Annotated in this window: 21 protein-coding genes and 1 other RNA gene; 16 read left to right on the top strand and 6 right to left on the bottom strand. The window is 65.0% G+C overall.

Annotation, left to right across the window (positions count from 1 at the left end; translation table 11 throughout):
* Window positions 1-13: 13 nt before the first annotated feature.
* From AC1PLU_RS20940 to AC1PLU_RS20980, 9 genes are all read left to right on the top strand, one after another.
* The gene (locus tag AC1PLU_RS20940) at window positions 14-1,450 is read left to right on the top strand and encodes a Do family serine endopeptidase (RefSeq protein WP_268213061.1); all 1,437 of its coding nucleotides are present in this window, start codon (window positions 14-16) and stop codon (window positions 1,448-1,450) included.
* 115 nt (window positions 1,451-1,565) lie between these two features.
* Window positions 1,566-1,928, top strand: a complete 363-nt coding sequence (locus tag AC1PLU_RS20945; protein ID WP_006450942.1) for a hypothetical protein — start codon at window positions 1,566-1,568, stop codon at window positions 1,926-1,928.
* 3 nt (window positions 1,929-1,931) lie between these two features.
* Complete coding sequence (locus tag AC1PLU_RS20950; RefSeq protein ID WP_115039437.1) at window positions 1,932-2,420, top strand: phage holin family protein; 489 nt, start codon at window positions 1,932-1,934, stop codon at window positions 2,418-2,420.
* Complete coding sequence (locus tag AC1PLU_RS20955) at window positions 2,417-2,800, top strand: hypothetical protein (protein WP_481107141.1); 384 nt, start codon at window positions 2,417-2,419, stop codon at window positions 2,798-2,800. Before AC1PLU_RS20950 ends, AC1PLU_RS20955 begins: the two co-directional genes overlap by 4 nt.
* 172 nt (window positions 2,801-2,972) lie before the next feature.
* Window positions 2,973-4,079 (top strand): AI-2E family transporter, encoded by a 1,107-nt coding sequence (locus AC1PLU_RS20960; RefSeq protein ID WP_043889516.1) that lies wholly within the window; start codon window positions 2,973-2,975, stop codon window positions 4,077-4,079.
* Between the two features lie 123 nt (window positions 4,080-4,202).
* The gene (locus AC1PLU_RS20965) at window positions 4,203-4,940 is read left to right on the top strand and encodes an HAD family hydrolase (protein WP_481107142.1); all 738 of its coding nucleotides are present in this window, start codon (window positions 4,203-4,205) and stop codon (window positions 4,938-4,940) included.
* A gap of 42 nt (window positions 4,941-4,982) precedes the next feature.
* Window positions 4,983-6,353 (top strand): leucyl aminopeptidase family protein, encoded by a 1,371-nt coding sequence (locus AC1PLU_RS20970; RefSeq protein WP_481107143.1) that lies wholly within the window; start codon window positions 4,983-4,985, stop codon window positions 6,351-6,353.
* Between the two features lie 628 nt (window positions 6,354-6,981).
* Window positions 6,982-8,076 (top strand): catalase family peroxidase, encoded by a 1,095-nt coding sequence (locus tag AC1PLU_RS20975; protein ID WP_481107144.1) that lies wholly within the window; start codon window positions 6,982-6,984, stop codon window positions 8,074-8,076.
* A complete protein-coding gene (locus AC1PLU_RS20980) occupies window positions 8,073-8,615 on the top strand; it encodes a cytochrome b (protein WP_481107145.1) in 543 nt (180 codons plus the stop codon). Before AC1PLU_RS20975 ends, AC1PLU_RS20980 begins: the two co-directional genes overlap by 4 nt.
* Window positions 8,616-8,893: 278 nt before the next feature.
* On the opposite strand, the gene AC1PLU_RS20985 is transcribed toward AC1PLU_RS20980, so the two are convergent.
* The 3 genes from AC1PLU_RS20985 to AC1PLU_RS20995 all read right to left on the bottom strand — a co-directional run bounded on the left by AC1PLU_RS20985 (window position 8,894) and on the right by AC1PLU_RS20995 (window position 11,917).
* Window positions 8,894-9,682 (bottom strand): ThuA domain-containing protein, encoded by a 789-nt coding sequence (locus AC1PLU_RS20985; protein WP_481107146.1) that lies wholly within the window; start codon window positions 9,680-9,682, stop codon window positions 8,894-8,896.
* 353 nt (window positions 9,683-10,035) lie between these two features.
* On the bottom strand, window positions 10,036-10,638 hold the full coding sequence (locus AC1PLU_RS20990; protein ID WP_074056481.1) for a response regulator transcription factor: 603 nt from the start codon (window positions 10,636-10,638) through the stop codon (window positions 10,036-10,038).
* A gap of 91 nt (window positions 10,639-10,729) precedes the next feature.
* A complete protein-coding gene (locus tag AC1PLU_RS20995) occupies window positions 10,730-11,917 on the bottom strand; it encodes a sensor histidine kinase (RefSeq protein WP_481107147.1) in 1,188 nt (395 codons plus the stop codon).
* A gap of 435 nt (window positions 11,918-12,352) precedes the next feature.
* Between AC1PLU_RS20995 and AC1PLU_RS21000 the strand changes: the two genes are divergently transcribed.
* The 5 genes from AC1PLU_RS21000 (at window position 12,353) to AC1PLU_RS21020 (ending at window position 18,484) form a co-directional block, all read left to right on the top strand.
* Window positions 12,353-13,597, top strand: a complete 1,245-nt coding sequence (locus AC1PLU_RS21000; RefSeq protein ID WP_481107148.1) for an efflux RND transporter periplasmic adaptor subunit — start codon at window positions 12,353-12,355, stop codon at window positions 13,595-13,597.
* Window positions 13,598-13,985: 388 nt separating this feature from the next.
* The gene (locus tag AC1PLU_RS21005; protein ID WP_006448816.1) at window positions 13,986-14,675 is read left to right on the top strand and encodes an ABC transporter ATP-binding protein; all 690 of its coding nucleotides are present in this window, start codon (window positions 13,986-13,988) and stop codon (window positions 14,673-14,675) included.
* 12 nt (window positions 14,676-14,687) lie between these two features.
* Window positions 14,688-15,848, top strand: a complete 1,161-nt coding sequence (locus tag AC1PLU_RS21010) for an ABC transporter permease (protein WP_481107149.1) — start codon at window positions 14,688-14,690, stop codon at window positions 15,846-15,848.
* A 7-nt stretch (window positions 15,849-15,855) separates the two neighbouring features.
* Window positions 15,856-17,181, top strand: a complete 1,326-nt coding sequence (locus tag AC1PLU_RS21015) for an ABC transporter permease (protein WP_481107150.1) — start codon at window positions 15,856-15,858, stop codon at window positions 17,179-17,181.
* Window positions 17,182-17,368: 187 nt separating this feature from the next.
* Complete coding sequence (locus AC1PLU_RS21020) at window positions 17,369-18,484, top strand: alpha/beta hydrolase family protein (protein WP_481107151.1); 1,116 nt, start codon at window positions 17,369-17,371, stop codon at window positions 18,482-18,484.
* A 194-nt stretch (window positions 18,485-18,678) separates the two neighbouring features.
* On the opposite strand, the gene rarD is transcribed toward AC1PLU_RS21020, so the two are convergent.
* Window positions 18,679-19,590: an EamA family transporter RarD gene (gene rarD, locus AC1PLU_RS21025; protein ID WP_481107152.1), complete on the bottom strand. Its 912-nt coding sequence runs from the start codon at window positions 19,588-19,590 to the stop codon at window positions 18,679-18,681.
* On the bottom strand, window positions 19,587-20,528 hold the full coding sequence (gene yedA, locus AC1PLU_RS21030; RefSeq protein WP_172839258.1) for a drug/metabolite exporter YedA: 942 nt from the start codon (window positions 20,526-20,528) through the stop codon (window positions 19,587-19,589). Before yedA ends, rarD begins: the two co-directional genes overlap by 4 nt.
* A 44-nt stretch (window positions 20,529-20,572) precedes the next feature.
* Here yedA and AC1PLU_RS21035 point away from each other — a divergent pair, with 44 nt between their 5' ends.
* Window positions 20,573-21,043, top strand: coding sequence for a Rap1a/Tai family immunity protein (locus AC1PLU_RS21035; protein WP_115039417.1), 471 nt, complete (start codon window positions 20,573-20,575; stop codon window positions 21,041-21,043).
* A 59-nt stretch (window positions 21,044-21,102) separates the two neighbouring features.
* A non-coding RNA gene (locus tag AC1PLU_RS21040) (sX9 sRNA) lies at window positions 21,103-21,178 on the top strand.
* A gap of 112 nt (window positions 21,179-21,290) precedes the next feature.
* Here the strand turns inward: AC1PLU_RS21040 and AC1PLU_RS21045 are convergent.
* Window positions 21,291-22,943 (bottom strand): M28 family metallopeptidase, encoded by a 1,653-nt coding sequence (locus AC1PLU_RS21045; RefSeq protein WP_481108563.1) that lies wholly within the window; start codon window positions 22,941-22,943, stop codon window positions 21,291-21,293.
* Window positions 22,944-23,594: the final 651 nt, after the last annotated feature.

Below are 23,594 nucleotides of genomic sequence, written 5' to 3' on the forward strand. Positions count from 1 at the left end.
CGGATTCCGTTGCATGCGACCGCTGCCTACCCTGCTGACACTTTCATTGGCCGCCGCGTTCGGCGGATTTGCCGCCACCGGCATCAATGCCTGGCTGGACAACCGTGCCGAGGCCACCCCGGCCGGCACTGCGTCCTTCACCCTGCCCGCCGCCGCCGCGTTGCCGGCCGCCGTCGCCGGGCAACCGGTGCCGTCGTTGGCGCCGATGCTGCAGCAGGCGATGCCGGCAGTGGTGAGCGTCAACACCAAGCAAGTGGTACGCGTGCGCAACCCGTTCTTCAACGACCCGATCCTGCGCCGGCTGTTTCCGGAAATTCCGCAGGACCGCATCAACGAATCGCTGGGCTCGGGCGTGATCATCGATGCGCAAAAGGGCTACGTGCTGACCAACCACCACGTCATCGAAAATGCCGACGACGTGCAGGTGACACTCGGCGACGGGCGCACCGTCAAGGCCGACTTCATCGGTTCCGACGCCGACACCGATATTGCGCTGATCCGCATCAAGGCCGACAAGCTCACCGACATCAAACTGGCCGATAGCAGCGCGTTGCGCGTGGGCGATTTTGTGGTGGCGATCGGCAACCCGTTCGGCTTCACCCAGACGGTCACCTCCGGCATCGTCTCGGCGGTGGGCCGCAGCGGCATTCGCGGGCTGGGCTACCAGAACTTCATCCAGACCGATGCTTCGATCAATCCGGGTAACTCCGGCGGTGCGCTGGTCAATCTGCAAGGCCAGTTGGTGGGCATCAATACCGCCAGCTTCAATCCGCAGGGCAGCATGGCCGGCAATATCGGGCTGGGCCTGGCGATCCCCTCCAACCTGGCGCGCAATGTGGTGGAGCAATTGGTCACCAAGGGCGTGGTGGTGCGCGGCACGCTCGGGTTGGAAACCCAGAACCTTACCCAGCAGATGCTGCAGGGCCTGGGTGTGGATTCGTTGCGCGGCGCTCTGGTGACGCGCGTGTTGCCAGGTTCCGCTGCTGCGGCCGCAGGCGTGCAGCCGGGCGATGTGGTGGTGGCGGCCAACGACCAACGCGTGGACAGTGCCGAAGCCTTGCACAACTACGAAGGCCTGCAAGCGGTAGGAAGTGCGGTGACCTTGGAGATTCGTCGCGACGGCAAACCGCTCAAGCTCAGCGCCACACTGAAAGAGCAGGATCGCGCGGTCACCGGCGACATGCTCGACCCACGCCTGGGCGGGGCCACCTTTGTGGACCTGCCCGAATCGCTGCGCCAATCCGGCATCACCGGCGTCATGATCAGCGAGGTCAAACGCGGCGGTCGTGCCGCAGCCAATGGTCTGGTCAGCGGCGATGTGATCGTGGCCAGCAGCGTGGGCGAGTTTGCCGATCTGGCCAGCTGGCGCGCCAACTTTCAACGCAAACCGCAGCAATTGGTTGTACGCATCTTGCGTGGCAACGCGCAGTACGACGCGTTGATGCGTTGACGTGGCGTGCACTGCGATGCACGTCCACTAACACCCCCTACACCGCAGCGATGCTATTGCTGCACCACGCCCGCATGCTGTCGCGGCTGCCATCAATGACCGAAGGAGATATCGCATGAGCCCCACCAATACCGATCAGCTGAAAGAGAATCTGAGCGAAGCCAGCACCCACCTGAAGTCCGCTGCCAGCGCTGCGGGCGAAGCGGTCAAGGGCGCCACCAGCGCTGCGGGCGATGAGCTCAAGCTCGGTCGCGCCAACGTCAAGGCAGAGCTGTCCGACACCGCACTGGCTGGCATGGCGGCTGCAGAGTTCGGCGGCGCCGCTGCCAAAGAGCAGCTCGATGTGCTGGTCAGCAAGGGTAACGACCTGCTGGAAAGCGCCACCGATCTGATCCGCGAGCGTCCGCTGGCTGCGTTCGGCGTTGCATTTGCGACCGGCTGGATCATTGCCAAGCTGGCACGCAGCAACGACAACTAAGTCGTGAGCGATCAGGCCTCTACAGCTGGAGCATCCGACGCGCCCAACGCGCGTACGGAAACGCCAGGACTGGACGAAAGCGTACGTGCGGTCGGCGCTGCCGGTCGCGCGACGCTGGGCTCGGCCAAGGACACCAGCCGCGCATTACGCCGGCTGGTGTCGGCCGATTTACAACTTGCACGTAGTGCCTTCGGGCGCGGCCTGGCATGGGCATGCGTTGCCGTGGTCTTCGGCGCTTCATCATGGTTGTTGTTGGCAGGCGCGATCATTGCGTTGTTGCAGCGCGCCGGGTTGTCGTGGTTCCAGGCAATGTTCTTCACCGCGTTGGCCAGCTTGCTGGTCACCGGCATCGCGGCGTGGCGGGTGTTCTTCTACTTCGATCACACCGGCTTGAATGCGACACGTCGTCAGCTGATCAAGCTGGGCATCTTCGATGACAGCAATGACGACGACGATGCCACTGCATCGCCCAGCAATGGAGCGCGTACATGAAGTTTGGCACCTTGCGTCAGCGCGTCGAGCGCGCTGAATTTCTGGTGGAAGGGCGCGCCCAAGAAACGCGTCTGCATTGGGGTGAATTACGCCAGACCTGGCGTGCTGGCTGGTCGCCGTTGCGCATCGTGGTGATGGGTTTCGGACTGGGTTTTGTCACCGGCCGCAACGAACCGCAAGCCGCGCTTGGCAGCATCGCCAGCAAGCTGGGCGGCATCCCGAAGATTCTGCAGATGATCAGCACGATCTCTGCACTGTTTACAGCACATCGCGCGCAGGAGGCCTCCGAGCAGGCCGAACGTGCAGCCGACAACGCCGAAGAGGTTGCTGCCGATCCGCCGGTGACCGTGGTGCAGGCGCCGGTAGACCGCGCAGCCTGATCGCTGCGCTGAAGGCGGGCACCGTGTGCCTTTGTGTACTGCCTGTGCGGCCGAGTCCGCCACCGAACTTTCGATACTGACGTGATGCGCACAGACTCTGTGCGCGCTGTTGACGCGTTCTGCCGATAATGGCGCACCGCTGGCACCACGCCAGTCTGCTGCCAGGGCGCGCATGTCTCTTCCCATCGACTCATTGGATGCTGCCGTCCCGGCAGAATCGCTCCCGCCCCCACCGGCACCGCGCCCGCGGGCCCCGGCTTCGTTGGTGGTGCTAGCCACGCTAGCGGTGGGCTACACCTTGTGGGCAGCGCAGACGATCATCCTGCCGGTGATGCTGGCGGCGTTCTTCGCTCTGATCGGCAATCCCATCCTGCGCGGCTTGCGCAAGCTTTATATCCCCCGTTTTCTTGGCGCCTTCATGGTGTTGTGCCTGGGCCTGGCCGGCACCGTGGCGCTGGCCGCGCAATTGGCCGGCCCGGCTGCGGAATGGGTGCAGCAGGCGCCGCGGCAGATGCGCCAGATCGCGCGCGATGTACGCGATCTCACCAAGCCGGTGATGCAGGCCAACCAGGCCGCGGAAAATTTTGCACGCGCGGCCGGCGGCGAAGGCCAGCGCAATGTGCAGATCGTGCGCACGCAGATGGACGACCCGTACAAGGCGCTGGTGCGTACGCCCAAATTGGCCGCCTCGGTGCTGGCGGTGGTGCTGCTGACGTTCTTCTTCATGGTCTATGGCGAAAGCCTACAGCGGCATGCGATCGCCTTGCTGCCCAATCGCCAGCAACAGCGCTTCACCACCGAAATCATGCTGGACATCGAACGCGAGGTCTCGCGCTATGTGCTCACCATCAGCGTGATCAATACGCTGGTGGGTCTGGTCTTCGCCGGCATCCTGTATGCGCTCAAGATTCCGCTGCCTGAAGCCTTGCTGTGGGGCACGGTGGTGGCGCTGCTCAACTTCGCGCCGTATGTGGGCCCGCTGATCGGCGTGATGCTGATGCTGCTGATGGGTTTTGTGGAATTCCGCACCACCTTGTCGGCGATGCTGCCGGCGATCCTGTATCTGGCGCTGCACACCATCGAAGGCCAGGTAGTGACCCCGATCGTGCTGGGCCGACGCATGGCGATCTCGCCGCTGATGTTGATTTTGGCGCTGATGCTGTTCGGCTGGCTGTGGGGCATGGTGGGCCTGCTGCTGGCGGTGCCGCTGCTGGTCTGCATCAAAATGGTGCTGAGCCGGGTGGAGGGGATGCAGCGTTGGGCCAGGCTGCTTGAGTAGCCGGGATTGGGGAGTCGGGATTGGGGATTGGGGATTGGTAAAAGCGACCGCGCATCGCCGTTGCGAATCTCCAATCCCGACTCCCCAATCCCCTTTTCATCGCAACAACCGTAAAATCTGCCGATGAGCTTCCACATCAGCGCCATCACTCTCGACCTCGACGATACGTTGTGGCCCTTTGCGCCGATCGGGGCGCGGATCGATCAGGTGCTGTACGACTGGATGCGCGAGCACAGCCCGGTCACCGCCGAGCGCTTCCCGGTAGAGGCGATGCGCGAACTGCGCGAGCGCAGCTTTGCCGACAACCCGCACCTGCATCACGACCTCAGCGCACTGCGCCGGTTGACGCTGGAAATGGCGCTGCGCGAGAGCGGCGGCGATCTGGCGTTGCTCGAACCCGCCTATGAGGTGTTTTACGCCGCGCGCAACCAGGTGGAATGCTATCCGGATGCGCTCGACGCACTGGCGCGCATTGCCGCACATGTGCCGGTGGCGGCGCTCAGCAACGGCAATGCCGATCTGCAGCGCATCGGGCTGATGCACCACTTTGCGTTTCAGCTGGGCTCGCGCGAACACGGCAGCGCAAAACCCGACCCGAGCATCTTCCTGGCCGCATGCGCGCGGCTGGACACACCGCCGGCCCAGGTGCTGCATGTGGGCGACCACGTGCGCATGGACGTGCTGGGCGCGCTGGATGCCGGCTTGCGCGCATGCTGGATCAATCGCGAAGGCGCGCAATGGTCGCACCCCACACAGCAGCCCGATCTGGAGTTCGACTCCATGGCCGGGCTGGCCGAGTGGCTCGACGCACACCGGCCGCATCCAGGCGCCGCACACGATGGCGTCCGCCTTCCCGCCTGAGCCACTATTGCTCGGCGCACGGCGCCGCATTCAAGGATTCCCATGTCGCAGCTCACCGGTTTCATCGATCCCAACGCCGCCGCGTTGCCGCTGTATGTACTCGATCGCGCAGGCTTTGCAGGTTGGTGCGCCGAGCAGCCCACGCGTGTGTTGTCGTGGGCGCAGGCGCAGCGCTTCGATGCGGCGCAGGGCAGCGTGTTGCTATTGCCAGGCGAAAACGGGCTGGCCGGGGCGATCCTGGGCATCGGCGACCGTGCCGACGCCTATGCCTACGCACATGCACCGATGGCGCTGCCGCCGGCGAGCCGCTGGACGCTGGCCAGCGCATTGAGCGACACCGAACAGGCGCTGCTGCACCTGGGCTGGGGCTTGGGCGCGTATCGCTTCTCGCGCTATCGCAAGGTGCCGCGTGCACCGGCCGAACTGGCGGCTGCGCCATCGGCGGAAACCCGCGCCTTGATCGAAGCTTGCTTACGCGTGCGCGACTTGGTCAACACACCCACCGAAGACATGGGCCCGCAACAGCTGGAAGATGCCACGCGCGCACTGGCGCAAACGTATGGCGCGCAGGTCGAGGCGATCATCGGCGAGCAGTTGCTGGCGCAGAACTTCCCCACCATCCATGCAGTGGGACGCGCCTCGCATCGCGCGCCGCGTCTGATCGCGCTGCGCTGGGGCGCGGCCGAGCATCCGCATCTGGTGCTGGTCGGCAAGGGCGTGTGCTTCGACACCGGCGGGCTAGATCTGAAACCGGCCGACGGCATGCGCAACATGAAAAAGGACATGGGCGGTGCGGCGCATGCGCTAGCGCTGGCCGGCCTGGTCATGGCGCAGCAGTTGCCGGTGCGGCTGACCTTGCTGATTCCTGCAGTGGAAAACGCCGTTGGCCCGGATGCGTTCCGCCCCGGCGAAGTCATCACCACCCGCGCCGGCGTCACTGTGGAAGTGGATAACACCGATGCCGAAGGCCGCCTGGTGCTGTGCGATGCGCTGAGCTACGCCACCGAGCAGCGCCCCGATCTGATCCTGGATTTCGCCACGCTCACCGGTGCCGCGCGCATCGCGCTAGGCCCGGATCTGCCTGCGCTGTTCGCCAACGACGATGCCCTGGCGCAGGCCTGGCTGAGCGCTGGCGAGCAGACCCGCGACCCGGTGTGGCGCATGCCGCTGTGGCGCCCGTACCTGCGCTATCTCAACAGCCACGTGGCCGACATGGCCAACGCCGGCTCGCGCATGGCCGGCGCCGTCACTGCCGCGCTGTATCTGGAGCGCTTCGTCGCCCCGGGCCAGCTGTGGGCGCATCTGGACGTGTACGCCTGGAACGACAGCGACCGCCCCGGCCGCCCGGCCGGTGGCGAAGCATTGGCATTGCGCTCGGCTTACGCGATGCTCAAGCAGCGTTACGGCGGCTAAGGCCGGCTGGCGACACAGCATTGGAAAAACTCGCCTTTGTCGACGAGTGAAGTGATGTCAGCAATGGCAGCGACGTTGATCGGATTAAATGCGTGATCAGGCCGCAGCGCATCCGACGTCCGCGCTGCATTCACGGCTCGCAACCATGCAAACCGACCATCTCGACTGGTCCTTGCCCGCCCACCGTCGCGGGACCTTATGCGGCATGGATGCCGCAGAAGAGCCTACATGGACGTACTTGCGGCGTGTCCCGCGATGGTGGGCGGGCAAGGACCCTGCAGCCAAGTCGCAGCACCAATGCTCTACAACCAACGCATCCACACCGTTCGACCAACCTCTCAAGGCGACCGAGAGCTTGAGCTTCAGCGTCATCTGGAGATCCCCAAGCCGAGCGGGTCGAAGGCGTAATGCCCTCAGCACGCTGCGCCATTGCCCGTCATCGGGATCATTCATCGGCCGCTTTGGTGGCAGCATCACACAGTAGACGCACTGGAGCGTGGACTATTCGCCGACGGGTCGTGCCTGCGCCGCACGTTGGCGGGCCTGACCATCATTGCGCCGCACATTGTTTTGCTGCATTGACTCAGTACTGCATCGACCCTCATTGCATCGCCCACCGGAGCCAGCCATGAACGTGCCACCTCCCTCTCCACCGCCGCAGCGCTCACGTGCTGTGGCGCCGCTGCTGGGCATCGCTGCGATTGCCGGCGGCATCGCGGTGGCGTTCGCCTGGACCGCCGGCTGGATCGGTAGCGACCGGCTCACCGCCGCGCGCATGACCGACACCATCGAATCCAGCGGGCCGCCGCATCCGGGCTTTCGCCGCGCGCACACCAAAGGCGTGTGTGTGAGCGGAGAATTCAAGGCCAGCGGCAAGGCGACCTGGCTGTCGTCGGCACGCATCTTCAGCCAGGACAGCACGCCGGTGCTCGGGCGCATGTCGATCGGCGGCGGCGACCCGCATGGCGCCGATGGCGCCGCGCGCGTACGCAGCATGGCGTTGCTGTTGCGCAGCGACGACGGGCAGGAATGGCGCACCGCAATGAACAGTTTTCCGTTCTTCGTGGTGGCCACGCCAGCGGGTTTTCAAGCGCTCAATGTGGCCTCCAAGCCGGACCCGGCCACCGGCAAACCCGATCCGGCCAAGCTGGCCGCGTTCGGCAAGCAGTATCCGGAAGCGGCCAAGTTCCAGCACTGGGCCAAGACCGCGCCGTGGTCCAACAGCTGGGCCAACACGCAGTACAACGGAGTGAATGCGTTCCGCGCGATTGCCGCCGATGGACGCGAGCGTTACATCCGCTGGTCGATGCGTCCGCATACGCCGTTCAAGGAATTGAGTGCCGAGCAGCGTGCCAGGGCCGATGGTGATTTTCTCGCCACCGATCTCGATCAGCGTCTGGCGCAGGGACCGTTGCGTTGGGACATGGTGCTGACCATCGCCGAACCGGGCGATGCAGTGGACGATCCATCGCAACCATGGCCGGAAGGCCGCAAGCAGATCGTGGCCGGTACCGTCTCGATCGATCATGCCGAGCCGCAGGCCAGCGGCCCGTGCCGCGATCTCAACTACGACCCGCTGATTCTGCCCAAGGGCATCGCCGGCTCGAACGACCCGATCCTGGCGGCGCGTTCGTCGGTGTATTCGCAATCGTTCAATCGACGCGAGCATGAAATCGCCAACGGCCAAGGCGCCGCCGCCACCGGTCAGGGAGCCCACCCATGAGCAGCCGCACCCACTTCAATCTGCCCGCACGCGTGCTGCATTGGCTGATGGCCGCGATGATCCTGACCATGCTGTTCGTCGGCGTGGGCATGGTGGCCTCGGTGACGCAGCGGCCGTGGTTGATCGATCTGCATCGTCCGCTGGGCATCGCGATCCTGATTCTTGCGGTGCTGCGATTGATCAACCGCCTGCGCAACCGCCCGCCGCCGTTGCCGGCCGATCTGCCGGCGTGGCAAAAAGCTGCTGCGATCGCCTCGCACTGGGTGCTGTATGCGTTGATGCTCGGCATGCCGCTGATCGGCTGGGCGATGTTGTCGGCCGGCGCGTATCCGATCGTGCTGTGGCCTGGCGCGCAATTGCCGCCGATCGCACCGCACGATCCTGCGTTGTACGCCTGGCTGCGTAGCGCGCATGGCTGGTTGGCGTATCTGTTGTTTGCCACCGTGCTGGGGCATCTGAGCGCGGCGCTGTTTCATGCGTGGGTGCGCCGGGATGGTGTGTTTTCCAGCATGGCGCGAGGGGAGCGGTCTGCGCGTTGATGAGTGGGTGCGTGGTTGAAGACGTGTTGCACAGCGTAACTTCACTGCGACGTACCCTCACCCCAACCCCTCTCCCGGCGGGAGAGGGGCTTGATTGCCTCTAGCCTTGAGGGTGATCCATGCCACGCACAAAGCGGCTTAGTCCCTTCTCCCACCGGGAGAAGGTGCCCCGCAGGGGCGGATGAGGGTACGGGCGAAGCCTCGTAATCCCACTCGCCAAGTGGCTTTGCCCCGTACCCTCACCCCAACCCCTCTCCCGAGGGGAGAGGGGCTAATGCTTAACGCTGGCGCTTTGTTTCAGCCGCTGGCGTAAATGCATCGATGCCTTTGCCAGTCGCGGCCCAGTAAATCCCGCCGTAAAGATGATCTAAATAGCGCGGGTCGTTATACGCCTCGGCCAAATGGCCGAGCGCGGTGGCGAATACGCGGCCGCCTTCGAAATGGTGATACCACGCCACCGGATGCTGTTTGCCCATACCCTTGGCGACCTGCCCAGGCCAGATCAGCGTGGGGTCGTAGCTCGTCTCGTCCACCGTCAACAGAGTGACCAGGTCATCGCTGTACGGCGCATCGTATTCGTACCATTCGTCGGTCCACACCCATCGTTTGGGCAGGCCGGCAGTGGCCGGGAAGTTGGCATCCACCACATCCACCATCGCCGTCTGCATATACGGATGGGTGCGGAACGAGCGGCCGATCAGATGGTCGTACCACTCCCACTCGCCGCGCTTGATGGCAAACGCCTTGTGCACCGCGACCACGCCGCCGCCGTTGCGCACGTACTTCTGGAAGTTCGCGCGCTGGGTGGGATCCAGATCGGTGGCCGGTGTATTGAGCAGCACGATCGCCGCGTATTGCGACAGATCGCCATCGAAGGCCTTGGCATTCCACGCCCACACCAGCTCGACATAGTGCTTGCGCGCCATCGCCTCGAACTGCGGCTTGGCTACCGGGATATAGTCGTGGTGATACTGGTTGGGAATGGCCGCCACCAATATCTTGAATTGCTCGGCGGATGCATTGAATGTGCAGGCAACTAGCAGACCCAACAGCCACAGATATTTCATGCAGTTCGCTCGCGATGATCACTCGTTCGGCAGTGTACCTGCGTGCGTGCGGCATGCTTTTTTAGAGTGGCTGACAAATCGCGGCGAGTATGTTGTCTGCGGACTGCGGACTCTGCTGACTGCGTAATCAGAACCGAGGCGCGCCAGCGGTGCATGCTGTACCTGGCATCTGCTGCACCCGCCTGGTAGTGAGCGCAGTCGTGTTGTTTAGCCGCACTTGGGCACGGTTTGGAAAGCTGCCCGCTGCGGCAGTACACGACTGATGCGTGGCATTGCACGGTCAACGCCATCCAGGGTTGCGCTCGCTGGCACCGCAACGCGTCTGCGTCTGTGTCTGTGTCTGCGTCAATGCTTCACAGCCAGCCCTTCTGCCGCGCCAACCGATACGCTTCGATACGATTGGCGACCCCCAGTTTGCCGATGCATTCGGACAGGTAGTTGCGCACCGTGCCATGCGACAACTGCAGCTGCTGCGCGATCTCGCTAGCCGAGCGGCCTTCGCCAGCCAACCGCAACACGGTGCGCTCGCGTTCGCTCAAGGGGTCGGCTTCCACCCACGCGTCCACTGCCAGTTGCGGGTCGATCACTCGCCCGCCGCGTTGCACCTGACGCAGCGCGCTGACCAGTTGTTCGGCTGGCGCATCCTTGAGCAGATACGCGGCGACGCCGGCATCCAGCGCGCGGCGCAAAAACCCGGGGCGGGCGAAGGTGGTGACGATCATCACCCGCACCGGCAGCGCCTGGCGCTGGATGCGCTGGGCCAGCTCCAGGCCGGTCAGACCGGGCATTTCGATATCGGTGATCAATACATCCGGTTGCAGGCGTTGCAGTTCGCGCCAGGCACTTTCGCCATCGCCTGCGCTGCCGACCACCTCGATATCGTCTTCCAGTCCCAGCAAGGCGACCAATGCGCCACGCAGCAGCGCTTGGTCTTCGGCCAACAACACCCGGATCATCGCGCGCGCTCGCATGCAGACAATGGTGGCGCACGATAGCAGCCGTGGCGCATGCCGTGCATTGAGTGAGGTGCAGTCAGCGCAGGTGCGATCAGCGCGACTGCGGCATCAACGGGACCGGCAATGGCGGCTGCGCCGTCGCCAGTGTCGGCCGCGGCAATGGCACGCTGGCGCGCAGGCGCATGCCGCGCGGCAGCGCTTCAACCTCCAGCGCACCGCCCAGGCCGTGCAGACGCGTGCGCATGCCGTCCAGGCCATTGCCGGGCACGATCACACCACCGCGCCCGTCATCGGTGATTTCAAGCAGCGCGTGTTCGCCCTGCGTGCGCAAGCTCACGCGCACACGTCTGGCCTGCGCATGCCGTTGCACGTTTGTGGCCGCTTCGCGCACCACCAGGGCCAGTGCGGTCTCATGTTCGGGCGGCAATGCCAGCGTTTCCAGCTGGTGTTCCAGCACGATGCCGTCCATCTCCAGCAACACACGCGCCGATGCCAGCTCGGCCACCAGCCCGGCGGCGCGGATGCCGGTGACCGCACGCCGCACCTGCGCCAAGGCATCGCGCGAAATCTGCGCCACTGCATCGATCTCGCTACGCGCGGCCTGCGGGTCGCGTTCGATCAGGCGCGCGGCCAGATCGGACTTGAGCGCCACCAACGACAAGGTGTGGCCGAGCAGATCGTGCAGGTCGCGCCCGATGCGCTCGCGCTCGGCGGTGGCGGCCAATCGACGTACTTCGTCCTGCGAAAGCCTTAGCAACGCGTCCTTGCGTTCGTTGATGCTGTAGACAGCCCCAACCGCAGCCATGCCCAGCACCGACACCGGCAACCACACCAGCGACTGCAGGCGCATCCCCAGCCAGTGCGCCCAACCCAGGTACAGCGCGTTCATCACCACCAGCATCGCGAAGTGTCGCCACACCGCATGCCGCGTGGATGCGCGCAGGCTCAGGCAGGCGAACACGAAATAGCTGATGCCCGAGGGATACACCGGCAGCAACGCGGCACTGAGCACACCCATCGCCCAGGCATAGCGATACAGGGTGCCGCGCGGCGCCAGCAACATGCGTGCGTACAGCAGCAGGAACACCGGATACGACAGCAGCGTGCACAGCAGCCAGGTGCTGTCGTACCCGCGCGAGGAAAACACCGGCACCACAAACACCCAGCTCGACCACAGCAGGTGCACACCATCCATCCACGGCGACTGGCCTTGCGCCAGCCGCGCGGCAACCTGCGAATTGGCGGCGGGGCGAAGCCAGCCGGGAAGCCATAAGCGCATCGGGATGGGTCCCTGTGAGTGATCGGATTCTGCCACTGCCGGGCCCGCCGCGTGAGGCGACGCAGCTGGCCGCTGCGGGCGAGCGGTCTCATGCATCTGCAGCGCCCGATTGCGTAGGTACGTGGCAATCCCTTGAAACAGCGAGCGGCACGCACAGGCAGTGCAGGTGGACGCAGAGCATGGCGATTCCGGCAGTCATGACGATGGCGCAGCGTGGCCCAGCGCTACGAGCGCGGCCAGTCGCCGCTGTCATGGCGTGCAGGTGACAGCTGTCACTGGTGGCCGACGCCGCCGTGGTCGCATGCTGCGCAGCACCTTGCAGTAGCGTTGGATCGCACGACCGTTCGTCGCCGCAGCTGTGTTGGTGACTTCCGGCAGCTTGCGGCGCCGCCTGCGGCCGGTCACATTTTGCGCAGCATCCCGTCCTGGTCATCGATGAATACTTCCGCCGATCTACTCAAGCAACTCCGCATCGACCGCCAGCGTCCTGCCGCCCCTGAGCCTGCACGGCGCGGTGGCTGGATCATCGCCGCCGTTGTCATCGTGATCCTGTTGGCAACTGCGGCGTGGTGGTTCACCCGTCGCCCGGTGGCGAAAGTGCAGACCGCGCAGGTGGTGGCGATCAGCGCCGGCAGCAGCAGCGCCTCGGTGCTGGATGCGTCGGGCTACGTGGTGGCGCGGCGCATGGCCACGGTGTCGGCGCAGGTCACCGGCAAGGTGCGCGAGGTGATGATCGAAGAAGGCATGCGGGTCGAACAAGGCCAGGTGATGGCCACGCTCGACCCGCTGGATGCCGAAGCGCAGCGCACGCTGTCCGCATCGCAACTGTCTGCCGCACGCAGCCAGGTCGACAACATGCAGGCGCAACTGGCGGTGGCCAATGCCGATGCCACGCGGCTGCAATCGCTGGTCGGCGCGCAACTGGTCTCACGCTCGCAGTACGAGCAGGCCACCGCACAACGCGACGCCTTGCGCGCACAGCTGCAGAACGCACAGCGCAATGTGCGCGTGGCCTCCGACCAGCTGGCAATCTCGGCGATCCGCTCGGACTTCAACGTGGTGCGTGCACCGTTTGCCGGCGTGGTTACCGCCAAGGCTGCGCAACCCGGCGAAATCGTCTCGCCGTTGTCGGCCGGCGGCGGCTTCACCCGCACCGGCATCGGCACCATCGTGGATATGGAATCGCTGGAGATCGAGGTGGAAGTCGGCGAGTCCTACATCGGCCGCGTGCAGCCGAAGATGCCGGTGGAAGCGGTGCTCAACGCCTACCCGGAATGGAAGATTCCCGGCGAAGTGATCGCCATCATTCCCACCGCCGACCGCGGCAAGGCCACGGTGAAAGTGCGCGTGGCGTTCAAGGTCAAGGACCCGCGCATCGTGCCGGAGATGGGCGTGCGGGTGAGCTTTCTCGAACAGGCCAAACCGCAGCAAGCCAGCAAGCCGCAGGGCGTACGCGTGCCGGCGGCCGCGCTGGTCGAACGCGACACGCGCACGGTGGCGTTCGTGGTTGGCGAGCGCAACACCGTCAGCGCGCAGACGGTCACTCCCGGCATGGTGATGGGCGAGGACCGCCAGGTGTTATCCGGCCTGAGCGCAGGCGACAGCGTGGTGCTGGATCCGCCGCAGAGCCTGAAGGACGGCGACACGGTGGCGGAAGCAGAACCGGACGCTGCCGAGTAACGGCAACGACCACTGCGGTAAAACGTGGGTAGCGACGCCGCTCAGGGGAGCGCGGTGCCCGCGTTGGCGGCCATTCGATACGCACGTCGTTGCGCCTGGATGGCGCTGCAGTTGAACAAAGCGCAGTGAACACGCACCAAAGAACGCGATGTTGATCTTGATCCGCATCGAACCTCGTTATCGCTCATTGCAGAAATAAAACGCTCGGGCGTCGCCGCCAGGCGCAATCGAGCGCTTCGCCCGGCATTCGCGTCTTTCGTTGCACGGCGCTGCACTGCCCTGCAACGCCACAGTCATCGCATCTCGCCTTGCCGCTTCAATGCAATCGCAATCGCAGTCGCCATGCCGCACCGCCCTCACTCTTCCCATTGCACCGCCAGGAGTCGCCATGACCGCTCTCGTCAGCTTGCGCAACATCACCAAGACCTACCAACGCGGCCCCGAGCAGGTGCAGGTGTTGCACGGCATCGACCTGGACATTGCCAACGGCGACTTCGTCGCATTGATGGGTCCGTCCGGTTCGGGCAAGACCACCTTGCTCAATCTGATTGGTGGCCTGGACAGCCCCAGCGGTGGCGAGATCGAGATTCAAGGCGAGCGCATCGATCGCATGAGTGGCGGCCAGCTCGCGACCTGGCGCAGTCACCACGTCGGCTTCGTGTTCCAGTTCTACAACCTGATGCCGATGCTCACCGCGCAGAAGAACGTGGAGCTGCCGTTGCTGCTCACCTCGCTCAATGCTGCGCAACGCAAACGCAATGCGGAAATCGCACTGACCCTGGTCGGCCTGCAGGAACGCCGCACCCACAAACCCAGCGAGTTATCCGGCGGCCAGCAGCAACGCGTGGCGATCGCGCGCGCGATCGTGTCCGACCCGACTTTCTTGATCTGCGACGAACCCACCGGCGATCTGGATCGCCACAACGCCGAAGAAATTCTGCGCCTGCTGCAGGAACTCAATCGCGAACACGGCAAGACCATCGTGATGGTCACCCACGACCCCAAGGCCGCCGAATACGCCACCCATACCATCCATTTGGACAAGGGCGAGCTGGCCGACGCGCCGCTTGTGCTCTAAAGGAGTGATGCCATGAAGTATCTCTCGTTGGTCTGGGCGCAGTTGTTCCGCAGCAAGACCCGCACCTTGTTGACGCTGTTGTCGGTGGTGGCGGCATTTTTATTGTTCGGCATGCTCGATTCGGTGCGCGTGGCCTTCACCTCCGGCGGCAACGTCAGCGGCGTGGACCGGCTGGTGGTCGCTTCGCGTTTGTCGATCACCCAATCGCTGCCGATCAGCCTGGAATCGCAGATCCGCAGCGTGCCGGGCGTGCGCGATGTGACCTCGGCGATGTGGTTCGGCGGTATCTATCGCGACCCGAAGAACTTCTTCCCCAACTTCTCGGTGGCGCCCAACTTCTTCGACGTCTACAGCGAATACGAGCTGCCCAAGGACCAGCTCAAGGCTTTCCAGACCACGCGCACCGGCGCCATCGTCGGAGAGAGCCTGGCCAAGGCCAATGGCTGGAAGATCGGCGACACCATCCCGTTGCAGGCCACCATCTTTCCGCGCGGTGGCAGCAACGATTGGCCGCTGCAACTGGTCGGCATCTTTCGCATGAAAGACCGCACGGTGGCAGCCAATCAGGAACGCCAGTTGATGATGAACTGGAAATACTTCGACGAGTCCAACGACTACATCAAGAGCAAGGTTAGCTGGTACACGGTGACGCTGCGCAATGCCGACCAGGCCTCGCGCGTGGCGCAGGCGATCGATGCGTTGTCGGCCAACTCCGATCACGAAACCAAGTCGCAGACCGAATCGGCCTTCCAGCAGGCCTTCCTCAAACAGTTCGCCGATATCGGGTTGATCGTCACTTCGATCATGGCGGCGGTGTTTTTCACCTTGTTGCTGCTGACCGGCAACACCATGGCGCAGGCGGTGCGCGAGCGCATTCCGGAATTGGCCACGCTCAAGACGCTGGGCTTTCAGGACCGCACCGTGTTGAGTCTGGTGATGGTCGAATCGGTGCTGTTGATCGGGCTGGGCGGGTTGATCGGCATGGGCCTGGCAGCGCTGGTGATCCCGGCGGTGGCCGCACGCAGCGGCGGGGTGATGCCGGTACAGAGCGTGCCGCTGCAGACCTGGTTGGTCGGGCTGGGGCTGATGGCCGGCATCGGCATCGTGGTGGGTGTGCTGCCGGCATTACGCGCGCAGCGCTTGAAGATCGTTGATGCCCTCGCCGGCCGCTGACAGGAGCATGCACATGCAAACCAAATGGAAGAACCGTCTCGTCAATCTGGTGTCGGTCGTGTTGCTGGCCGTCGGGCTGGGCGTGTGGATCGCGCTGCCGTGGATCGGCGTGCTGGTGCTCGCCGTCGTGCTGGCGGTGTGGCTGGTGGCCACACGCAGCGGCCGGCTGTCGTTGGCCGCCGCGCGTATCGGCATCGCTACCTTGCCGCAACGCTGGGGTGCCAGCTCGGTGATCGTGGTCGGCATTGCCGGCGTGGTCGGCGTGCTGGTGGCGATGCTGGCGATGGGCCAGGGCTTTCAGGCCACGCTCAACAACACCGGCGACGACACCACTGCCATTGTGTTGCGCGGCGGCTCGCAGGCGGAAACCAACTCGGTCATCACCCGCAACCTGGTGCCGCTGATCAGCAGCCTGCCCGGCATCGCTGCCGATGCCAAAGGCCGCCCGCTGTTGTCGCCGGAACTCTCGCAAGTGGTCAACATCGCCTCCAAGTCCGATGGCACTGACGTCAACGCGCAAGTGCGTGGCGTGGGCGAACAGGCCTGGGCGGTGCATGACAAGGTCAAGCTCGTGCAGGGCCGGCGCTTCACCACCGGCCTGCGCGAGATCGTGGTCGGCAAGGGCGCGTTGAATCAGTTTCGCGGGCTGGAACTGGGCAAGACGCTCACCCTCGGCAGCCAGCAATGGACCGTGGTCGGCGTGTTCGCCTCCGGCGATGCGCACGATTCGGAGCTGTGGACCGATGCGCAGACGCTCGCCACCACCTACAACCGCAGCGCCTATCAGTCGATCAGCGTCCGCACTGCGGGCAAGGCTGGATTTAGCCAGTTCAAGACCGCCATGGCCGCCGACCCGCGGCTCAAGCTGGATGTGGAAACCACCCGCGCGTACTACGGCAAGCAGGGCGGCGGCTTGAACAGGTTGATCAGCATCCTGGGCACGGTGATCGGCACGATCATGGCGGTGGGCGCGGTGTTCGGCGCGCTCAACACCATGTATGCGGCGGTGGCCACGCGGGCGCGCGAGATCGCCACCATGCGTGCGATCGGTTTTCGCGGCACGCCGGTGATCATGGCGCTGATGCTGGAAACCATGTTGCTGGCGCTGCTGGGCGGCCTGCTCGGTGGCTTGATCGCCTGGGCGGTGTTCAACGGCTATAGCGTGTCCACGCTGGGCAACAACTTCAGCCAGATCGTGTTCCAGTTCAAGGTCTCGCCGGAGCTGTTGTGGAGCGGGCTGAAATGGGCGCTGGGCATTGGCCTGGTCGGCGGGCTGTTCCCGGCGTTGCGCGCGGCGCGGTTACCGATTACCACAGCGTTGCGTGAGGTGTAAGGCGGGCTGTTGGTCCGCTGGGATTTGGGAGGCGGGATTCGGGATTTGTTGCAGCCAAGGCAGCTGAGCGCGGGTGCCGCGGCTGAACACATTGCAGGCTGTCATCGTTTTGTCACTGCAATGCGGTAGATGCGCGGGTCGGGCAGGCCGTAGCCTGCTCGGCCGTTTCATCCATCGATCTCTCGCCATGATGCGCCTGATTCTGCTGGCCTGCGCCTGCCTGTGGCTGGCCGGTTGTTCTTCGTCCTCGACCTCGCTCAGCGAGCGCCTGGTTGCGCCCGGTGGCGTATCGCCGTTGCTGGACGAGGAGCGCATCGCCGCCACCATCGCCACCGTGCCCAACCGCAGCGGGCATGTGGTGACGCGCGATCAGGTACCGATCTTCTGGCGCGCCATCGATCCCGGCCAGTACGCCATGCAGTACCGCTATCTGGGCCAGCGCAACGATCCGGCACATGTGCTGGATGTCGATTTCAGCTTCAAGGTTCCCACCGCCACCCCGCCGACGCCGCGCGGTACTGTGGTGCTGCTGCACGGCTGGATGATGGATGGCGATTCGCTGCTGCCATGGTCGCTGGAATTGGCGCAGGCCGGCTACCGGGTGATCACCATCGACCTGCGCAATCACGGCCATTCCGGCGGTGGCCCATCCGGTTACGGCACACGCGAATCCGATGACGTGATCGATGTGCTCGATGCGCTGCAGCCGCGCGGCGAAATCCGCGGCCCGCTGTATCTGTTCGGCATTTCCTATGGCGCTGCCACCGCGCTGTTCACCGCCGACAAACTTGGGCCGCGCGTCGCCGGTGTGGTGGCGATGGAATCCTTCGCCAATGCCGGGCGTGGCATCCGCGACATGGTGCCGCACCTGCTCACCAGCCAACCGAACGGCTGGCGCGGGCAGGCGGTGGCCGCCTATGCACGTTGGCGCTATGCCGACCAGAATATCGATGCGGTGATCGCCGCCGCCGACAGCCAACTCCAGCTGGATCTGGACCACGTCGATGTCGCGCACGCCCTGGCCGACACCCGCAGCTGCGTGCTGCTGTTGCACGGCGATGCCGATCAACACATCCCGGTCGCACACGGGCGTGCGCTGGCGCTGGCCAGCCCGCGCGCGCACTACGTCGAATTGCCCGGCGAAAACCATCTGAGCCTGCCACTGCGGCTGGACCTGCTCGGCGGGCCGATCGATCAATGGCTGGCGCAAACCCAACAGGACCCAAGCCACTGTCCCGCACCACAGGCACTGCCGACCTCCACGCTCGCAGTGGCGACACCGGCAGTGGCGCCGCGCGGCTGAGAGCGGCCGACAAAACGTCGCGCGCGGTCCTCAATGGGAGCGGACCGCACGCTCCTGACCGGCGTTTACAAATGACATGCCGATGTCGAGCAGCGACTGCGCCCGCACGGCGCTGAGCGCAGTGGTCTGGCAGTCACCTGCATCCAGACGGGAGCCGTACAACGGCAGGCTGCCGGAGCGCGCACGACCGATGCTTAGGGAACCACCACAGCCGGCCGCCGCGAACGCCACACGCTGTCGCCAACGAACAACAGCAGCCCGACCCAGATCGCGGCAAACCCAATCACACGCCCCTGATCGAACGGCTCGTGGAAGAACCACACGCCCAGCAGCAACTGCAGGCTCGGCCCGATGTATTGCAGGATGCCCACCAGCGACAGCGGAATCCGCCGCACGCCATACGCAAACCCGATCAGCGGCACCGCCGTTACCACGCCGCCGAAGATCAGCAACAAATCGGTCCGCAACTCCCAGCCGCTCAGGAAGGCGCCGCCATGGCCCTGCTCGCCCCAGCCGGCCAGCAGCAGCGCCGGCACGAACAGATACACGCTTTCCACGCCCAGCCCGGCCACCGGATCCACCGCCACCAACTTGCGCAGCAAGCCGTAGGCACCGAACGAAAACGCCAGCCCTAAGGCGATCCACGGCGGCGCACCGGCATCGATGGTCAACCACAACACGCCCAGTGTGGCGCACACCACCGCCACCCACTGGATGCGCTGCAGGCGTTCCTTGAGCACCAGCACGCCCAGCAACACGCTCAGCAACGGATTGATGAAGTAGCCCAGGCTGGCCTCGATCACATGCCCGGCGTTGATCGCCCAAATGTACAGGCCCCAATTGAACGCGATCGCCACGCTGCTGCCGGCCAGCATCCACAACGCGCGCGGCTGCGCGGCGATGGCGCGCCACCAACGCAGGCCCGATGTCGCCAGCAACCACGCCACCACCAGCACCGTGCTCCAGACGATGCGGTGCGCAATGATCTGCAGCGACGGCACCGCCTTGAGCATATGCCAGTACAGCGGCACCAGGCCCCAGATCACGAAGGTCGATGCGGTGATCAACAGCCCGCGACGCGCCTCGATCGGCGAGACCGCACTCATCGCCGCGCCTTGGCCAAGGTCACCACCAATACGCCCGCCAGAATCACCGCCATCGCACCGATATCGTGCGCGCTGAAACGCTCATGCCCGAGCCAGGCGCCCAACCCCACTGCAATCACCGGATTGACGTAGGCGTAGCTGCCGGCCAACGCCGGGCGCACGTGATGCAGCAGCCACACGTAGGCGGTGAATGCCACAATCGAGCCGAACACGCACAGGTACGCCACCGCCAGCAGTCCCTGCGGTGTCGGCAAGCTGTGGGGACGCTCGCCGATCAGCAGGCCGGTGCTCACCAACAGCACGCCGCCGCACAGCATCTGCCCGGCGGCAGTCATGAACGGCGAGGGCAGATCGCGCCCGCGCGACCACACCGAACCGAACGCCCAGCCGATCGGCGCGATCAGCAACAACACCAATCCCCCAGGCGTCGCGGTCAGGCTGCTGCCGGCGTTGAGCCAGACCACACCGAGGAAGCCGATCACGATGCCCAGCCATTCGCCACGGCTGGCATGCTGCCCACGCAACGCGCCGAACAACGCCATCCACAACGGCACCGATGCCACCGACGTGGCGGCCAGGCCGGACGACACGCTGCGCTCGGCCAAGACCACCATGCCGTTGCCCAGCAGCAACAAGGCCGCACCCATCAAGGCCACGTTCTTCCATTGCGCACGCGTCGGCGCGGCCACACCACGCCAGCGCAGTACCGCATACAGCACCGTGCCGGCCACGATGAAGCGCGTACCGGACACCATGGTCAGCGGCAACGCGCCACCTTCCAGCGCAAACCGGATCGCCAGATAGGTCGAGCCCCAGACCACGTAGACCAGCAACAACGCGAGAGCGACCAGCCCGCTGCGCGCAGGCGCGGCAGCGTCGTGAGAGGAAGACATCGGAACAGGGCCAAGTGCAGCGGAAGCTTCAATTCTAGAGCACATGCCCAAGCCGACGCCGCACGCAGCCAGCGGCCGCCTATCGCGGTATGGTGCGAGCCAATCCGCATCCGAGAGTGCACATGCAGCTTCGCCTTCCCTGGCTGGCCCTGGCCGCCCTGACCACGCTTTCCACCACGGCATCGGCACGCGCACCCGAGCCATGGGAACTCAGCGGGCGCAAGCTGATCGAGGCCGGGCTGGACGGATCGCTGGCGCCGGAAATCGACGCGCCAGCGCAGCTCGAATTCAAGGTTCTGGTCTCGGCCAGCCGCGCCGGCGCTTACCTGCTCGGCGTCGCCAGCGCCAGTTACCGCAAGCAGTGGTGCATGCCGGCAGGCAAGGCAGGCACACCGGATCTGCAGGCGATCATCGCCGATATCGGCGCGCTGCCCGACGCGCGCCAGGACCAAGCAGCGCCTGACTTGATCGTCCAGGCGCTGGCCAAACGCTATCCCTGCGGCGGCGCGCGCGCCAAGGCTGCGGCGGGCAACGCGCAGCGCAATCCTGGCAAGCCTTAGCGCGGCTAATAAACGACTGCGCTCACCGCCAGGCGGGCGCGGCCGGTGCTCGGTGCGGCATGTACCACTCGTACACTCGGTTCTGAGCGCGCCGTCGGCACCCACCTGACGACTGCTCACTACGGCTTGTTAGCCGCTCTTAGAGCAGGTCCATCGGCAACCATTAATACCTGAGCGTTGACCACAGCGCCGGGCAGTCGAATGTCGCCCGGTTGGTCGAGGGCGCGATGCCCTCACCATTGCGCGCTTACTTGCGCGCCGCATCGCTCTTGGCACGGATTGCCTTGAACTCCGAGCCGTCCTGCCAGCTCGGCCACTGCCGGCCGTTGGCCAGCGCCACGCCCACGTCGTAGACCAGCGTGGTGTCGGCCGCATGGCCGCTGGCATCCCATTGCGGGGTCCAGCGATCGCAGGGCTGGTGATAGCACTCGGCAAAGTATTTATCGCGCAGCGCCTTGCCGGCCGCCACACCGCCTTCGAGCATGTCCAGACCGGGGCCTGCAGTAATCGCCGGCACACCCATGCGTGCGAACGCGAAATGGTCGGCGCGGTAGAAGAAACCCGCTTCCAGATTCGGATCCGGCGAATAGCTGCGCCCGCGCGCCTTGGCGGCCTGCTCCAATTCGCCTTCCAGCGAGACGCGTCCACGTCCCCACGAGGCGATATCGCGGGTGAGGCCATCCGGGCTGAACATCTCCATGTTGAGCACCGCCACGGTCTTGTCCAACGGCGCCAGCGGATGCGCGGCGTAATAGTTGGCGCCGAGCAGGCCCTTTTCTTCTGCCGTCAATGCGATGAAATACAACGTGCGCTGCGGCTGGGGGCCGGCTGCGAACACGCGCGCCAGTTCCAGCACGCTGGCAACGCCGGTAGCGTTGTCCACTGCGCCACGACGCACGGTATCGCCGCCGGCATCGGCCTTGCCCACACCGAAGGCATCCCAGTGCGCGGAGAAGATCACCGTTTCGTCCGGATGCTGGCTGCCGGTGAGCTTGGCCACCACGTTATGGGTGACCACGCGCTCGCGCTTGAGCTTGAAGTCCACTGACAGCTTGGCATCGCCCAACACGATCGGCGCGAAATCGCGCTGCTGCGCACGCTGCTTGGCCTGCGCAAAATCCAGCCCGGCGCGCTGGAACAGCGACACCGCCAACGCCTGCTGCATCCATCCGCGCACCGGCACATGCTGCGCCTTCGCATCGGCATCGCTGCGTTCGATATCGAACAACGGCGACAAGCCGGAACTCTGCACCGTCGCCCAGCCGTACGCGGCCGGCGCGGTCTCGTGCACGATCAACACACCGGCAGCGCCGCGGCGTGCGGCCTCTTCGTACTTGTAGGTCCAGCGGCCGTAGTAGGTCACCGCCTTGCCATCGAATGCACCCGGCTGCGGCGCTTCGAAATCGGCATCGTTGATCAGCACCACCGCGATCTTGCCGCGCAGGTCCACGCCTTTGTAGTCGTCCCAGTGCCGCTCCGGCGCGCTGATGCCGTAGCCGACGAACACCAGCGGTGCATTCTTCAAGGCCACCGCATCCAGCGGGCGCAGACTCTGCAAGGTCACATCGGTGCCATTGACCAGGGTCTGGGTCTTGCCGCCGACGCGCAGGCTGGCGCGCACCGGGCCATCCACCTGCGCGCGTACCAACGGTACTGCCTGGGTCCAACCGCCCTGCTCGCCGCCCGGCTGCAGGCCTGCCGTCTTGAACTGCTCGACCAGGTAATCCACCGTGCGCTGCTCACCGGCACTGGCCGGCGCGCGCCCTTCGAATTCATCCGATGCCAGCAGACGCACATGCCGCGACAACGCCTCGGCATCGATTCCGCCGCCGGGCAGATCGTTGGCGGCCTGCGCCACGCCTCCCACAAACAGGCAGGCGGACAACAACAGGATGCGCATCGGATTCACGGCGTGGCCTTGCAACAGATAGATGACACACAGTTTACAAGCGTGCGGCCGACACCGGAGCACCATGACACGAGAATGCATTCGATCGCATGGACTGCATGCCTTGCTAAAGCGCGGGAAGCGTTTTTCATTGAAGCCAGCGCGTAGGCAGCGTTATCGAGAATGTCTCATTGCGCCAGACGCCGATGAAACAGATCACACACATCATTTTTCCCACGGTGCGGATGCGTCGTGGGCAGAGCGGCTGAGCTGCGGCTTGGCTGCAGGGCCCTTGCCCGCCCACCATCGCGAGACACGCCGCAAGTACGTCCGTGTAGGCTCTTACGCGGCATCCATGCCGCGTAAGGTCCAGCGACGGTGGGCAGGCAAGGACCAGTCGAGATGGTCGGTGTGCATTGCTATTCGAAATGCCGCTTATGGTGTAAGTGATTTGGACACTGCGGATAGAGCAGTTGCAGAGCGATTGATCTGCCGTTTTGCTGCAGGGCCCTTGCCTGCCCACCATCGCGGGACACGCCGCAAGTACGTCCATGTAGGCTCTTACGCGGCATCCATGCCGCATAAGGTCCCGCGACGGTAGGCGGGCAAGGACCCGTCGAGATGGTCGGTGCGCATGGTTGCAAGCAACGCATGACGTGTGTT

It is taken from the genome of Xanthomonas sp. NCPPB 2933, assembly GCF_056725225.1.